Origin of the sequence: Leptothoe sp. LEGE 181152, assembly GCF_032906605.1 — a bacterium.
In the GTDB taxonomy this organism is placed as follows: domain Bacteria; phylum Cyanobacteriota; class Cyanobacteriia; order Phormidesmidales; family Phormidesmidaceae; genus Leptothoe; species Leptothoe turfae.
This window is the reverse complement of sequence record NZ_JASATU010000018.1, coordinates 22,644-36,472: the sequence shown is the minus strand read 5'-3', so window position 1 is coordinate 36,472 and position 13,829 is coordinate 22,644. Positions and strand designations below refer to the sequence as shown.

Sequence of the window (13,829 nt, the reverse complement as noted above, 5' to 3'; positions counted from 1 at the left end):
GTCTTAGTCTACTCAATCTAGCCCAGAGTGGTGAGTACTTACTTCGCATTTATAAAAGCAATAGCCCCCTGACAGAGCAAGGGGCTACCAGTACTGAAGCAACTGAATGTTGTTCAAGACTATTTGAGAACACCTGCCTTAAACGCTGCTCGGTCCTCAAAAATTTCAAAGACCCTATCCATGCTGGTTAGTTCAAACAGCATGCGGATTTGATCGTTGATAGAACAAACGTACATGTTGCACCCAGCTGTACGTGCATTTTTCAAACAGGCGACTAAAACGCCCAGACCTGAACTGTCTACAAAAGTGATGTCTTTCAGGTCAATTAGCAATACTTTGGCACCTTTTTCTAGAGCTTCATCAACTTGCTGGCGAAATGCCGAAGTTTGAGTTCCGTCTAAGATACCGCTCGGCTCAATTACATGAACACCTAAGTCCATAGAGATTGTCATGGCTTAATATCAATAAACTATAGTTTAGCTTTACAGATGTTCAAAACTTGCACTTTTGCTCAGTTCGCCATTGGGAGCTGTTGAACTGAAGCAATAGAGAAGTGTTCGTCCCCTTGTACATTAGGCTGTCAGTTTTAGATAGCCATGGTTGCAGTTTAGAACACTTAATCCTTCAACAGAATTGAGATTTTTCCGGCTGATTGATTAACTGTTGGTTGATTGCCAGTGATTGCGATCGCATCAATTGACTGATTCCATGGCTGTAAAATGGGTTCTATCAAGGAAAACCAACGATTACTAGCTAGAAGACGTTCCAGTTCGTTCCAAGTTCCATATAAATATCCTTGGTCAGGGATAGCCATTGATGGCATAGTGTGTTGGAACCTTTGGGTATCTGACAGTCGGTTGTCTGGAGCTTCTAAAGCGGCAGTTAAACCATCAATGGAAGTCGAAAAAATAGTGTGTGCATCCACATTAGTATGAAGGGCTAAAAGGTCGGTTTCAACCGTAGTTTCTCGATTACGGCTGTTTGCTACCCGAGTTTTTAAGCGACTCCATGCTGTGACAGCTTGATTACCTAGGGTGAACTGACTGACTGTTAACCCTTGGTCTGTCGCAATTGCATCCAGCTGACTGATTAACCTTGGGGCAGGATCCTCCACAGCCATTAACCAAGAGCCATCGTTTAATTGACCAATTGCATAGTGGCTAGCTAGAAGCTGAGCAAGCGGTTGTAAGAGTGTCTGGGCTAACTGGGTGGACAGTTGTTCCTGTGCCAGTTGGAGTGGAGCCGGTAGCTGCTGATAATGGCTCAGTTCACTTTGTACTGCCAGCCATAAAGGTCGTAGATCGTGCCCTGTTGCTCCCCAAGCCAGTGATGCGGGTAAATACTTTTCGGAGATATTGGTAGTGGCCTTTAATTTAGAACTCTGGTCTGTTGATTTAGCGGCTGATTTATCTAAAAATGCCCTATTATTCAGAGTCTGTAATTGACTGCTGATTACTAGTTGCTGTTGATGAAATGTCGCTGTTGCAGTTAGCTGCTGCCATTGAAGTGCCGACATAAATCGTGGCTCTGTTGGCGTGGCTAACCCTAGCCAATCAACAAGGTCTGGAATGCGTAAACTTAGCCAGACTGGTGTGCAGCATTCGGATTGTGAGAGCTGCAAAGTAGGCGTCTGGGCAACACGCAGGCTCTGCTGTAAAACTTTTATATCATTGGCAACCAGCAACCTACTCCCACTGATAACTGCGGTGGCTATCTGCTGCTGTGTTTTGGCTAGCTGACCAGTAATGATGGGCACTCCACTGGCCTGGGTGAAAACAGGTTTAGTGCCCGCAATAGTTTGTCGCTGCCAAAACAGCTCTAAGAATTCACGTAGTCGATCACCATCATCTGCATCAACCACCAAAAGGTATCCAACCTGGCGACCATTACTATTATCTTGATCAAGATCCTTATTCGTGATCGCAAAGGCAATATCTTGCCCTAGCCAGGGACGAACATCTTCATCGAGATTAAAATCAAAGGAAGCTATTAGTTGGTCCCTAGCCTGTGATAAAGCCTTGAAAACGTCAGATTTCTCCCAATCTTTGCCAGGTTTAACATCAGTACTCACTACCGCTGTTAACAGCGCATGCTTTGAAACAAACGCTAAAGTTTCACTGCTTGAAAGATGGGACGGTTGATTTGCATCTGAGGATAGCTGGCTGCAGCTGTTGATACCAAGGCTAAGGCATAATAGTGCGATCGCAATTACTATTAATTGCCAACGCCGCCAAGGTATCCCCGACAAATTCACCATAGATAGTCTTGCTCAATCCTGTGCGACTCTAGTTTAGTAGAGCAACGACCCTGGAACTGAGCGAACAATTAACGTTTTAATGCTTAGGCATTGAAACGTGGCAGTAGCTTCTATAAACCAGCTATCAGTGACCCTAAAGTTGAGATTAAATCAAATCTTGGCTACGCCAAACAGCTAATAAGCGACCTTGAATATCAACTTCTTGAGCTGGATAAACCATAGGCTCATAGTTAGAATTGGCAGGTTTAAGCACTACATCATCACCCTGACGATACAAATACTTAAGGGTGGTAGCGCTTTCTACCCGGGCAGCCACAATGGTGCCATCACGAATGCTGTTGGGATCTTCCACTGGACGCATGATGACAAAATCGCCGTTATCAATGAGTGCGTCGATCATGCTATCGCCTCGCACGCGCAAAGCGTAATCACGCGACTTAATAGGTAATGAGGAGAGATCAAGGTGTTCTTCAGCAACATCTGCAAAAACTTCAACCATAGAGCCCGCAGCAATGGTGCCTTTCACAGGGACTCCCCCACCCTGCAAGATCCGAATTGTTCTAGCTTTACCCTCATTCCAGTCAATGTAGCCTTTCTTTCTGAGGTGATCGAGACGGCTTTGAATAGGAGCTGGGGACTTTAGCCCCATAGCCCTCATCATTTGACGAATGGAGGGAGAATGCTGATGCTCACGAATGTAATCAGCCAACCAGTTATACAGCTCCTCTTGAGCGTTAGTAAGAGGTTCCATGGGTTACTCACAGGACGAACCATAAGGGAACAAGCGTACCCCTATAAGAACAACAGTACCAACAAAACTGTCTTTTTGTCCACTTGGTTTTGAAACAGGTAACAGGATGCTCTAATCACCCCATAAAAATAAGCCGTTGCTGATTTAGGAGATGAATCGATCTGGCAGGATTGTCCTACATCAGTATTTCCCAGATTAAATCCCCCGAGGTTCAGCAACGGTAAAAATAATACTGAGACTCGGCGGCTACGCTCAATGTCTGTCGACCCAAGCATAAGAAACAGGCCTGAAGGATTCCTTCAAGCCTGAACTAATGAATATGTGCTTGCTACAGTAAGCCCTTAGCGGATGTACTCTTTCAGAACACTGTTGCGGTTAGGATGACGCAGCTTACGAAGGGCCTTAGCCTCAATCTGACGAATACGCTCACGAGTCACATTGAAGATTTGGCCGATTTCCTCCAACGTCTTCATACGACCATCATCCAAACCGTAACGTAGACGCAGCACATCGCGCTCGCGGGGACTCAATGTACTTAAGACGCCTTCCAAATCTTCGCGTAAAAGGCTCTTGGATACTTCGTCCTCAGGAGTTTCACCGTCTGATTCAATAAAGTCACCTAGACGTGAATCTTCCTCTTTACCAATGGGCGTTTCCAAAGAAATGGGCAACTGAGCAGATTTAGCAATAAAACGTAGTTTCTCGATGGTCATTTCCATCCGAGTAGCAATTTCTTCCTCGGTAGGCTTACGACCTAGCTCTTGAGATAAAAGTTTGGTGGTTTTCTTGATACGAGAAATAGTTTCGTACAGGTGGACAGGCAGCCGGATAGTACGGGATTGGTCAGCAATCGCACGGGTAATAGCCTGACGAATCCACCAAGTTGCGTAAGTTGAAAACTTATAACCTTTTTCGTGGTCGAATTTCTCAGCAGCACGAATCAAACCCAAGCTGCCCTCTTGAATCAGGTCCTGAAAAGATAGACCACGGTTCATGTACTTCTTGGCGATGGAAACCACCAATCGTAAGTTAGACTGCACCATCTTATCCTTGGCACGGCGTCCAAGGTGAAGACGACGACGAAAGGCCGGTAAAGGCATATCAACAGCCGCTGCCCAATCAGCATCATCGGGCTCGTGATCCATTCCATCGGACAAATCATCGCGAATTCGCTCAAGTTCTAGCAAATCAGCAATCTTACGAGCTAATTCAATCTCTTCTTCTGCCCTTAGTAGACGAATGCGTCCAATTTCTTGTAGGTAAAGTCGAATAGAGTCTTCAGTGTAGTGTTTTTTCTTCGACTGAGCTGATGATGATGATGAACTACGACGCCGAGTTGTACCTTTAGCAGCCTTAGCACCCTGGATATCTTCCTCGGAACTTGAAAAAGTTTTCCCAGCCTCAGGATCGATTAGCGAATCCAGTTCATTTCTGGGCCTCAAGTCCTCAAGAACAGTATTAGCTTGGGTCATGCCGCTTTCCTCGTATTCCTTCAAATGCAACAGATCAAAATATCAAAACAGAAGATCACCAAACCTAGCAGGTCCATACTAGAGACTCAACATTAAAAGTGCTAAGGCAACTCGATGGACCCCTTGAAGTTTATTAACTAGTGAAAGACTTATCTGATATGGTGAACGAGCTGCCTAGCATAAAGGTCCATAGTTTACAACGGTAAACATTCGCTAACACTTTGAATAGGGATTCCATAGTCAGCAAAGCTTGAAATTTCACTACCAATGTAAAAACTCAGGACCAACTGCTGAAGCTGTCCGTGTTTCTACAGTAGTAACACGCTTTCAACAAAACGCCCAGAGGAATTTGAGCAAGTTGTCATCAATCCATGGTTTTTCATGAACAACTCTGGACTCAATCCCTTTATTTTCAACGGGTTTCAGACTGTATCAATGCACACATTAATTTTGCCTATCAAAAACTAAATAAAATATAAAACTTTTGTGCTTTTGATTTATAGAGCGGTTGTAGAGCTAGTTTGATGGCGTAATTGTTTGAATTAATTTGGGCTAAGGGTGTGCAGGATCAAGGCTATGTGGTTTATGCTTTGTGTTTAAGATTTAACCAAAGGTGACATGCCTGATCTTCGTAGGTTACCAGTATGTCAGCCCCTTGTTGCGCTAGCTGGCTGGCCTGTTGATAAACCTGATGGCGCTGTTTGTAGTCTGCTGTATGTATTCGTTGGAAAAGAGCGTATTGATATTGCATGCCATCCCGCAAGCGCTGGTTGCGCCAAAACTTGAATCGTCTGATTTGCTGGGATTTAAATGATTTAGATGTCACAGATACAGTGTCGCAGAATATACAGTGGCGCAGGATATTTCTTGTTAAGCCGCTAAACTGCTTTAGTCTTTCAACTCTAGATTAGGAAACTCTTGTAGCAGGACAAGCCGCTTAATATTACCTATGGCACTGAGGTCATAAATATGCTTGCCTACCCTGACACCAGGGTAGTTGCCTACAGTAAGCTGTAATCTATCTGTATATCTATATCTATAAGATGGCTTTTGCTACAGCTGACTTCACTAGTAAATGCAGCACATCTTTACTAATTGGTTCAACTAGAAATCCATCAACCCCTGGATGCTCTTCTTGCACAGGCCAGCTTGGCTCATGGGATTTGGTCAGGGCTACGATAGTTGTTCCTAAGGGTTTTACAGTTTCTCTTAGTCGATCTACAAAGGCTGATGACCAGTGCTTTTGAGTGCCAGAGAGGATGACTAAATAGGGAATGCTTTCTTCGATACGGGCAACAGCTTGATCGGCTGAATGGGCTACAAATACGGAGCCCTCAACCTGGTTTGAGAGTGATTGGACGACCAGTTCTGTTCCACAGTACTGGTCCAGCAATAAGATGTAACCGCTAGAGCTGTCCATATGCCATTACCCATAAGGCCTATTTCAGCACCCTAAGTCTATGGGGAATGTCTAAAAAACACAGCCCCATGAAAGGTATCGAAAGGCTTCTTAGGGTGGGTTATCAAAGTTGAGAACTAGTACATTCAAGTTAATGAATTGCAAGATTAACCTGTGAAAATGGCAATAATCCTTAAGGCGCAAGACGTGCTTTCTTAAGTCGAGTTGTTTCGTACCAAGTTGCGATCGCAGGTACCCAGCTCTGAAAGTGTGGCCAAATAACTTCACAAAGCTTTTGTGCCTCTAGTTGGGCATCTGCTTTCCAGCGGAGATCTAACAAATGCATGAGCGATCGGACATTAGCCGACATCACCCAATGCTGCCGTACGTCAAAGGGAATCAGGCCTCTCGCATGCTCTTCAGAAAAACCTTGCCCAATGCGAGTTTTGTAGCGCTCACAGGCTTCTAAACACCAGGCGATATCCTGCTGACGAAGCTCCTCAGTATAGGCGTAGTGTTTGCCTTGTCGGTCGCTATAGTCGCCAACAGGACGCAAATAAAAAACATCTTCCACATCCTGTTTCCCGGCTATAACATCTAAAATGCGGGAGCCTGTATAGCGAAAAGACTGAACATCGAAGGAAACCCCGACTCGATGGGTGCGCACTTGTTGCATGGTGGAATGCGGGAACCAGCCACAGTTCAAGATGATTTGAGGGTGTTCTAGGGGGCCATAGTGTCCCCGTCCGCCTCTTAGTAAATTTCGAATGATTAGGTCACCACATTTCTCTTCAGAAGGCCAGTTTTGGCGATCGTTCCAAACAAAACCCTCAGCATAGTCTTGGTGCATCGCAGCGTAAATGGTTTGCTGTGGGTTAGGTGTTTGGGAAATAACTTCGACGGTAAACCGATGCATGGGCAATTGTAAAAAGGAATACTATTAGACAGCGAATGAATTCACGTGTTTAGGGACGACTAAATGTCAGCAACGAACTCACTGATGGATAGTCGACCGATATAGTCTATCGGCAGAGAAGCAACAGCTCAAGCCAGCCTTTCAGAACATGTAGTTTCCTAAAACTAACTAACGAAGTCCTTTGGGCAGCGATAAATTTTAGACTAGATCTATAGCCTTGAAGCTTCTCATTGTTAGGATAGCGACATATGATTCAAGCAAACTACGTCCGATTAAGTTTTTGCTTGAGTTCATGTTTGAGGCGAGCCATTATGGATGTTTCATCTAAGTTATTCACAATTTTGGTAATGGTTGCCTTAGGGCCTTGCTCGCCCCAACTTGCGCCATTTATCAAATATGTACGTGTAACTTGGCCGATGGCATAGGTGGCAACACCTGCTATAGCTGCTTGGGTTAGGGCTACTGAGAAGTAGGGGGCTACGCTTAATCCTCCCGTTGCTAAACCGGCTGCTCCTAAAATACTTTTCAGAGAGCTTAGCCCTAAGGTAATCAGCAGTTCGCTGGCGGAGAGACTGCCGGTGGATAGGGCAATTGTCCGCAAAAGTTTCAAAGACTCTTGTTGGGTCATGGGTAACCCATAAAGTTTAGATAAGCCCACTACAAGACCTACATCTACTGTGATGCCGCCAACCATATCGGCGAGTAACACTGGATTTACGGCTACTGCCACGGCTTTAGTCAGGGCGGTTTGCCAGATCAGGTCATTAGCTCGGCGCTGACGAATTTCTAGCTTACGTGCAACTAACTTCGCCTGTACGTCATCTGCATATAAGAGCGTGTTGAGAGCAATTAAGGCTTTGCCCTCTTGTTCGAGTACATCTAATATTTTGAGCCTCAGAGTCTGAATATCGGGGGTGCCTCGGGTGTTCTGCCGCCGCCGCACACCTTTCGGGTCTTGCACTACTGTTGTGGTTAGTGGGGCTGCAGCTGCCAACACAATGTCTTCAGTCAATATGCTTAAGGGGGTAACCCGTTGTTGAATTTTCTTGAGCAGTAATGTCTGTTCCTCTAACGAGTACTGATCAGCTTTATTGAAAACTAGCAAAATTGGTTTGCCTGCATGGCGTAACCATCCCAACGCGTCGTATTCCACTTGAGTCAGATCGGCTGATATTACAAATAGAATTAGATCGCTCTGCTGGGCTACGCGCTCGGCTAGTAGCTGACGTTGTTCACCGCCAACTTCATCAATTCCTGGTGTATCAATGAGTTCGACGGACGCTCCAGTGTTACCTGCTTTGTCACCTACAGACACCCGGTGAATCGAGCTATCTTTAGAGACCGACTGCCAATCTACACTGGCTACATCCTGGGTTACCCCGTGCAGTGGTCCCGTAATAAAAATAGACTGCCCAATTAATGCGTTGAGCAATGAGGATTTTCCCCTGCCCACCATACCAAAGGCTGCAATATGCAGAGAGCCTTGCTCTAACTTGTGTTGCAAGCCAAGCAAGTTATTGATTTCAGGCTGCAGACCCTCGCGTTCTCGAGGGGTTAAATCTAGACTGTCAATGACTTGTTTTAAGCTGGCCTGTGCCTGCCCGTAGTAGAGATCGGCTGCGAGTTGATCAAACTCTGGCAGGTTATCTGGCGATGGCTCTAACGAAGAATCAGACAAATTAGTCAATGTCGGGATGCTTTTTGTGAGTGTGGAAAGCTTTATAAGTTTAATACTGCCTTCATTGCCGTAACATCATCAAGAAACTTTTGAGCACCTGTAAAACATAGGTGAGAGAATGTTGCTTGGATATCGGGAGATATCTCCACCAGTCGTCAATCTTGCTGCCGCTTCATGGATTTTCAAAGTTCAGCTCAGAAAACTTGCTACGAACGCATTGCCCCCTGGATGGATGAGTTATTTGGGGAAGCGACGGTAGCTTTCGAAGATGAACCTCTTTTTATTATTACTATTGGCTCAGCGGTAGCTTCTACCCGTGTAGTTCCCTGGGGAGAAAGTGAAGCGTTGATTACTACACGATCTTATGTAGTTACTGATGTAGATGCTACTTCAGAGCTTACGTACTATCTACTACGGGCTAATGACAATATCTTGTTTGGACGTTTTGCTTTGGATAGTGAAGACGATATCGTATTTGAGCACAGTTTAGTGGGGTCTACTTGCGATCGCATTGAACTCAAACATTCGGTGACCACCGTAGTGCGACTTGCCGATGATTATGATGATGAAATTGTTGCCCGTTGGGGCGGTAAGCGGGCGCTCGATCGCTGGGCTTCCCCTGATGCTAGAAATTAGTCACTGGGCGTCAACGTATATCCGCGTTCAAGTAAAAATAAATAGACATTGCCTAATCTAAAGGGGCGTTATCTATTAGATAGCGCCCCTTTAGAAAATTATTAATTAATTAGAGGGAGTGTAATTTCCTCCTAAAGAAAAAATTAGTGACCAACACCAGAATAGGTAAAGCCAGCCTCTTCCAAGGTTTGACGGTCAAGGAAATTCCGGCCATCAATCAGGTTAGGGGTACTCATTAGACTAGCCATCTTGCCATAGTCTAAGTCCTTAAACTGTTGCCAATCCGTTACGAGCACCAGCGCATCACAGCCATCAGCTAGACGCTCAACGTCAGTTTCTACAATCACGCCGGTCATACCATTGCGCATGCCACTTTGGGAAACAATGGGGTCGTAGGCTTTGACTTTGGCTCCCAAACGATTGAGGTGTTCAATCAGAATTAAAGAAGGTGCATCGCGCATGTCATCGGTGTCGGGCTTAAAGGTTAGACCCAATAGTCCGACGGTTTTACCCTTTAAGATTTTCAGCATCTGCTGTAATTTTTCAAGGGAGAGTAGGCGCTGTCGAGTGTTGACATCAATGGTGGCTCTCAATAGCTGGGCTTCATAGCCGTAGTCATCAGCGGTATGCAGCAGGGCTGATACATCTTTAGGGAAGCAAGAACCACCCCAGCCAATACCAGCTTGGAGGAACTTACTACCAATGCGAGAATCTAGACCAATACCTTGGGCAACTTGTACTACGTCAGCACCAACGCGATCGCAAATGTTAGCGACTTCGTTGATAAAGCTAATCTTAGTGGCCAAAAATGCGTTGGATGCATACTTCACCATTTCAGCTGAGCTGAGATCAGTCACCAAAACAGGCACTTGAGGTGCTTCTTGTTCTTCGGCAAATTTACGCTCAACGATAGGCTCGTAAAGCTCCTTCATCATGGCAATTGCCTTAGGATTGCTGCCACCTAAAACAATCCGGTCAGGATTGAAAGTGTCATAGACTGCTGACCCTTCACGTAAAAATTCAGGATTGCTAACAACATCAAACAAGGGAGCCTCAGGCTTGCCAGCAGGAGCACCGGCACCCACTGGCACTTGTTTACGCTCAGCAATACCGTCCATCACAATCATGCGGACCCAGTCACCAGAGCCAATGGGCACTGTGGACTTGTTGACAATTACTTTATAACCACCATTCAGGTGCTCTCCAATGCCCCGGGCAACTGCCTCAACATAGCGAGTGTCACTTTCACCGGTCGGTAGAGGGGGGGTACCAACAGCAATGAAAAGAATATCGCCATGGGAAACGCCTGCTGCCAGGTCAGTGGTAAACGTTAAGCGGTCAGCTTCCATGGAAGATTGCATCAGCTCAGACAGTCCCGGCTCAAAAATAGGCGATTGCCCAGACTGCATCAATTTGACCTTTTCCTCATTGTTATCAACGCAGATAACGTCGTGACCAATGTGGGAAAGGCATACACCTGTAACTAAGCCGACATAGCCTGTACCAATAACGCAAACACGCATATAAATACTCCTTACTTAAAAGATAAATCCAATGAAATTAACCGTAATCAGCGCTATCTGTTGTTCTAGTCCTCGGGTTCCTGGAACCCGAGGAGAATACAGAAAGGCGTTTTAACCGTAACCTGGGCCAATCATCTAAGAAGATGACGTTGCCGTTGTCGGCATAGCCAGGTTACCCGCTGCTTCTAAGCGAGCTTGAAAGTCCGCAATGGTCAGCTTCAAACCTGCTTGAAGGGGCACTGTTGGCTCCCAATTCAGCATGGTTTTAGCTTTTGTAATATCTGGCTGACGACGACGTGGATCGTCCTGGGGCAGGGGTTCAAATTTCAATTCAGCATCAGGGTTAATCATTTTTTGAATAGACTGAGCCAGTTCCAAAATAGTGTATTCACCTGGATTCCCTAAATTCATAGGACCAATGTAGTCACCATTCATAAGACGAATAAAGCCCTCTACTAAGTCGGACACATAACAGAAGCTGCGGGTTTGAGAACCATCACCGTATACAGTTAGAGGATTACCTTGCAGTGCTTGCACAATAAAGTTGCTAACTACCCGACCATCGTTTTCGAGCATACGTGGGCCGTAAGTGTTAAAAATGCGTACTACCCGAATATCAACGTCGTTTTGACGGTGATAATCAAAGGCGAGAGTTTCAGCGACCCGCTTACCTTCGTCGTAACAGCTACGAATCCCAATGGTATTCACACTGCCTCGATATTCTTCTGGCTGAGGATGAACTTCAGGATCACCATAAACTTCGGAGGTAGACGCTAGGAAAAAACGAGCTTTGACTCGTTTGGCCAGACCTAGCATATTGAGGGTACCCATCACATTAGTTTTGATGGTTTTTACCGGATTGTACTGATAGTGCACTGGTGAAGCAGGGCAGGCTAAGTGATAAATTTGGTCGACTTCTAGCCGAATAGGCTCAGTAACATCATGGCGAATGAGCTCAAACTTGGGGTTATTCAACCACTGCAAAACGTTTTGCTTCCGGCCAGTATAGAAATTATCTAGACAAATAACCTCATGATCATCTGCCATTAGGCGATCAATGAGATGAGAACCTATAAAACCGGCTCCACCGGTAACTAAAATTCGCATAATACTTTTGAACTAGTAAGACGCCAACACAATGTGAAATGTTTATAAACTACGTGCTTCCTTAAGACCAGACCTTTGTTGAGGGCACAGCAGAGCAGACGCAACTTGTAATAGAAATCACAAGTTGTACGGCCAATTCCTTAGGAGGCCTTGATGCTATCGCTAGCTTACCTAAGTCAGAATGCCTACATAATTTCCCTAATATGTCTGCAATTTAACAAAGTTTGCTGGTTAAACGATCGACTGCAATAGGCATTCACTACAACTTCAAATCCTTTTTACAGGAATACCCAAAATTTGACTGAATATACCAGTGACCGATTTTAGGTATTCTAAGCTGTAACAAAAAGAACGAAGGATGTCTGTGATCTTCTATCTAAAGGTTAGTCAAGACATTAAGGTCGGTTTTAATCCAATTGATACCTGAGCGACTACCTTGGCGGCTATAGATGTCGCTAGCAGTGACAAAATCGCTAGCGGCAGCTTGTGTTTTTGCTAGATTTGCTTGAGCCCGTGCTCGATTATGAAATGCTTCTGCTAAATTAGGTTCAGCTTTGATGACCTTAGTAAAGCAGTCAATGGCTCGAGCATATGCTTTTTCCCGATAGGCCCAGATGCCTTGGTTAAACTGATGACGTGCATCACCACCAATGGGTGTGGAGATATCAGTGATCGGGGTGGTGAAGGGGATGTTTGGGCCCAAGGGCTGGAGAATTGTAGTTGCGATCGCACCGCCCCCAATTCCCAAAATCGCCAATATTACAGCGATTACTATCCATCCATTGGTTGAGATTTCCATAATTCCTTACAAAGCTGACTTCAGCCTGTTTTTCAGCAAAAATTACTACTAATAAAGTCTTATTAAAATCCTGTTTGTCTGATGAGCCCCCTGAAAAGATTTTATGAAGTCCTACAGCTAAGACAACTGATTCACTGTTTAAAGTAGTTTTGCCACACTGTATTTCCATTGACTTTATAAAATCTTCATCTTTAATGATGGTCAAGTATCTACAGATACACCAAGTGAACCTTGATCTAAAAAGTACATAACTATGAACGCTTGGTGGATACTAATATGGCTTCTTGCTAAAATTTTATGAGGTTCATTCCATGCAGTTTGGTTAGCAACAGGACCAACAGCCGTTTTATCTGATTTGTCATAACGCTCCGCTATCGAAATTTAGAGGATAGTTAATGCCTGATATGTTCCCCGGCATGAACCCTTACCTAGAGCACCCTGATCTTTGGCCTGAAATTCATCCACAGTTTGTAACTGCCCTGGCCAACCTCTTACAGAAAGAAGTTTCTGAACGATACAGTATCCTCATCCGCAAACGGGTCTATCGCGTTAGTGGTGAAGATAGTCTAGTCGTTGGGCAGTTGGCCCATGACTGTTCTCCCAATAGTCCACCGACCAATGATGTCGCTGCTTCCCATCAGCAACCAATTCCTACCTACATTGCGGTGCCGCAAACCATACAAGAGGACTATATTGAGATTCTCGATTGTCAAATTGGTAGGACGGTTACCATCATCGAAGTGTTAACGCCTCAAAAGAAACGTCCTGGCCGTGGTCGTGAAAATTATGAGCAGCGCTGTGAGGCTATCTTTGGCAGTGATACTCACTTTGTCGAGATAGACTTGCTACGAGGATGGGAGCCAATTTCTGCCTATGCAGCAGGTAATGTTGATTATCGAGTGTTGGTGAGCCGTAGCGATCAGCGTCCAAAGGCAGATTTGTATGCCTGGCAAGTGAATGCGCCGATTCCCCCCCTGAAGTTACCTTTAAGTTATCCCCAAGACGATGTAGGGGCTCAGGCATATTGCACAGTGGATCTCAAACGGGCACTTGATGAAGCGTGTTTGCGGTCTCCTTGTTATTTTTCAATTGACTATGAGCGATCTCCAATTCCCCCTCTACCTCCAGAGGAAACTATTTGGCTAACAACTTTATTGGAACGATCAAGTCTGCGGCCATCGCACCAGAGCATAAATCGATATGATCAAGGAAAGCTCACAAAACAAAGTGCACATCTATAGGCATGATCAGCTATTGGATTGGCTACACTCCCAAAACCTATAAGCGTTTG

13 protein-coding genes are annotated in these 13,829 nt (G+C 45.1%); 2 read left to right on the top strand and 11 right to left on the bottom strand.

The genetic code is table 11. From position 1 onward, the window contains the following. Nucleotides 1-119 precede the first annotated feature (119 nt). The 8 genes from QGP82_RS11925 to QGP82_RS11890 form a co-directional block, all read right to left on the bottom strand. Nucleotides 120-440, bottom strand: a complete 321-nt coding sequence (locus QGP82_RS11925) for an STAS domain-containing protein (protein WP_006515784.1) — start codon at nt 438-440, stop codon at nt 120-122. A 176-nt stretch (nt 441-616) separates the two neighbouring features. Then, nucleotides 617-2,257, bottom strand: a complete 1,641-nt coding sequence (locus QGP82_RS11920) for a DUF3352 domain-containing protein (RefSeq protein WP_499059306.1) — start codon at nt 2,255-2,257, stop codon at nt 617-619. Nucleotides 2,258-2,402: 145 nt separating this feature from the next. Then, the gene (lexA, locus tag QGP82_RS11915; RefSeq protein WP_006515782.1) at nt 2,403-3,008 is read right to left on the bottom strand and encodes a transcriptional repressor LexA; all 606 of its coding nucleotides are present in this window, start codon (nt 3,006-3,008) and stop codon (nt 2,403-2,405) included. A 341-nt stretch (nt 3,009-3,349) separates the two neighbouring features. Beyond that, on the bottom strand, nt 3,350-4,480 hold the full coding sequence (gene rpoD / locus QGP82_RS11910; protein ID WP_006515781.1) for an RNA polymerase sigma factor RpoD: 1,131 nt from the start codon (nt 4,478-4,480) through the stop codon (nt 3,350-3,352). 583 nt (nt 4,481-5,063) lie between these two features. Then, on the bottom strand, nt 5,064-5,306 hold the full coding sequence (locus QGP82_RS11905; RefSeq protein WP_163661493.1) for a hypothetical protein: 243 nt from the start codon (nt 5,304-5,306) through the stop codon (nt 5,064-5,066). A 210-nt stretch (nt 5,307-5,516) separates the two neighbouring features. After that, nucleotides 5,517-5,900: a response regulator gene (locus QGP82_RS11900; protein ID WP_163661491.1), complete on the bottom strand. Its 384-nt coding sequence runs from the start codon at nt 5,898-5,900 to the stop codon at nt 5,517-5,519. Nucleotides 5,901-6,072: 172 nt separating this feature from the next. After that, nucleotides 6,073-6,795, bottom strand: a complete 723-nt coding sequence (gene thyX, locus QGP82_RS11895; RefSeq protein ID WP_163661489.1) for an FAD-dependent thymidylate synthase — start codon at nt 6,793-6,795, stop codon at nt 6,073-6,075. Between the two features lie 262 nt (nt 6,796-7,057). After that, entirely contained in the window at nt 7,058-8,482 is a 1,425-nt protein-coding gene (locus QGP82_RS11890) for a DUF697 domain-containing protein (RefSeq protein WP_499059302.1), read from the bottom strand. A 165-nt stretch (nt 8,483-8,647) separates the two neighbouring features. On the opposite strand from QGP82_RS11890, the gene QGP82_RS11885 reads away from it, so the two are divergent. Further along, on the top strand, nt 8,648-9,109 hold the full coding sequence (locus tag QGP82_RS11885) for a T3SS (YopN, CesT) and YbjN peptide-binding chaperone 1 (protein ID WP_163661485.1): 462 nt from the start codon (nt 8,648-8,650) through the stop codon (nt 9,107-9,109). A 143-nt stretch (nt 9,110-9,252) separates the two neighbouring features. Here QGP82_RS11885 and QGP82_RS11880 read toward each other — a convergent pair whose 3' ends face one another. From QGP82_RS11880 to QGP82_RS11870, 3 genes are all read right to left on the bottom strand, one after another. Next, nucleotides 9,253-10,632 (bottom strand): UDP-glucose dehydrogenase family protein, encoded by a 1,380-nt coding sequence (locus QGP82_RS11880; RefSeq protein ID WP_163661483.1) that lies wholly within the window; start codon nt 10,630-10,632, stop codon nt 9,253-9,255. Between the two features lie 135 nt (nt 10,633-10,767). Further along, nucleotides 10,768-11,739: a UDP-glucuronic acid decarboxylase family protein gene (locus QGP82_RS11875; protein WP_163661481.1), complete on the bottom strand. Its 972-nt coding sequence runs from the start codon at nt 11,737-11,739 to the stop codon at nt 10,768-10,770. A 376-nt stretch (nt 11,740-12,115) separates the two neighbouring features. Further along, entirely contained in the window at nt 12,116-12,538 is a 423-nt protein-coding gene (locus tag QGP82_RS11870) for a tetratricopeptide repeat protein (protein ID WP_163661479.1), read from the bottom strand. Between the two features lie 395 nt (nt 12,539-12,933). Here QGP82_RS11870 and QGP82_RS11865 point away from each other — a divergent pair, with 395 nt between their 5' ends. Further along, on the top strand, nt 12,934-13,779 hold the full coding sequence (locus QGP82_RS11865) for a DUF4058 family protein (RefSeq protein WP_163661477.1): 846 nt from the start codon (nt 12,934-12,936) through the stop codon (nt 13,777-13,779). Nucleotides 13,780-13,829: the final 50 nt, after the last annotated feature.

Coding starts and splice junctions, on each gene's coding strand:
- QGP82_RS11925 (WP_006515784.1), bottom strand. CDS start 440: ATGGACTTAGGTGTTCATGTAATTGAGCCGAGCGGTATCTTAGACGGA.
- QGP82_RS11920 (WP_499059306.1), bottom strand. CDS start 2,257: ATGGTGAATTTGTCGGGGATACCTTGGCGGCGTTGGCAATTAATAGTA.
- lexA (WP_006515782.1), bottom strand. CDS start 3,008: ATGGAACCTCTTACTAACGCTCAAGAGGAGCTGTATAACTGGTTGGCT.
- rpoD (WP_006515781.1), bottom strand. CDS start 4,480: ATGACCCAAGCTAATACTGTTCTTGAGGACTTGAGGCCCAGAAATGAA.
- QGP82_RS11900 (WP_163661491.1), bottom strand. CDS start 5,900: ATGGACAGCTCTAGCGGTTACATCTTATTGCTGGACCAGTACTGTGGA.
- thyX (WP_163661489.1), bottom strand. CDS start 6,795: ATGCATCGGTTTACCGTCGAAGTTATTTCCCAAACACCTAACCCACAG.
- QGP82_RS11885 (WP_163661485.1), top strand. CDS start 8,648: ATGGATTTTCAAAGTTCAGCTCAGAAAACTTGCTACGAACGCATTGCC.
- QGP82_RS11880 (WP_163661483.1), bottom strand. CDS start 10,632: ATGCGTGTTTGCGTTATTGGTACAGGCTATGTCGGCTTAGTTACAGGT.
- QGP82_RS11875 (WP_163661481.1), bottom strand. CDS start 11,739: ATGCGAATTTTAGTTACCGGTGGAGCCGGTTTTATAGGTTCTCATCTC.
- QGP82_RS11870 (WP_163661479.1), bottom strand. CDS start 12,538: ATGGAAATCTCAACCAATGGATGGATAGTAATCGCTGTAATATTGGCG.
- QGP82_RS11865 (WP_163661477.1), top strand. CDS start 12,934: ATGCCTGATATGTTCCCCGGCATGAACCCTTACCTAGAGCACCCTGAT.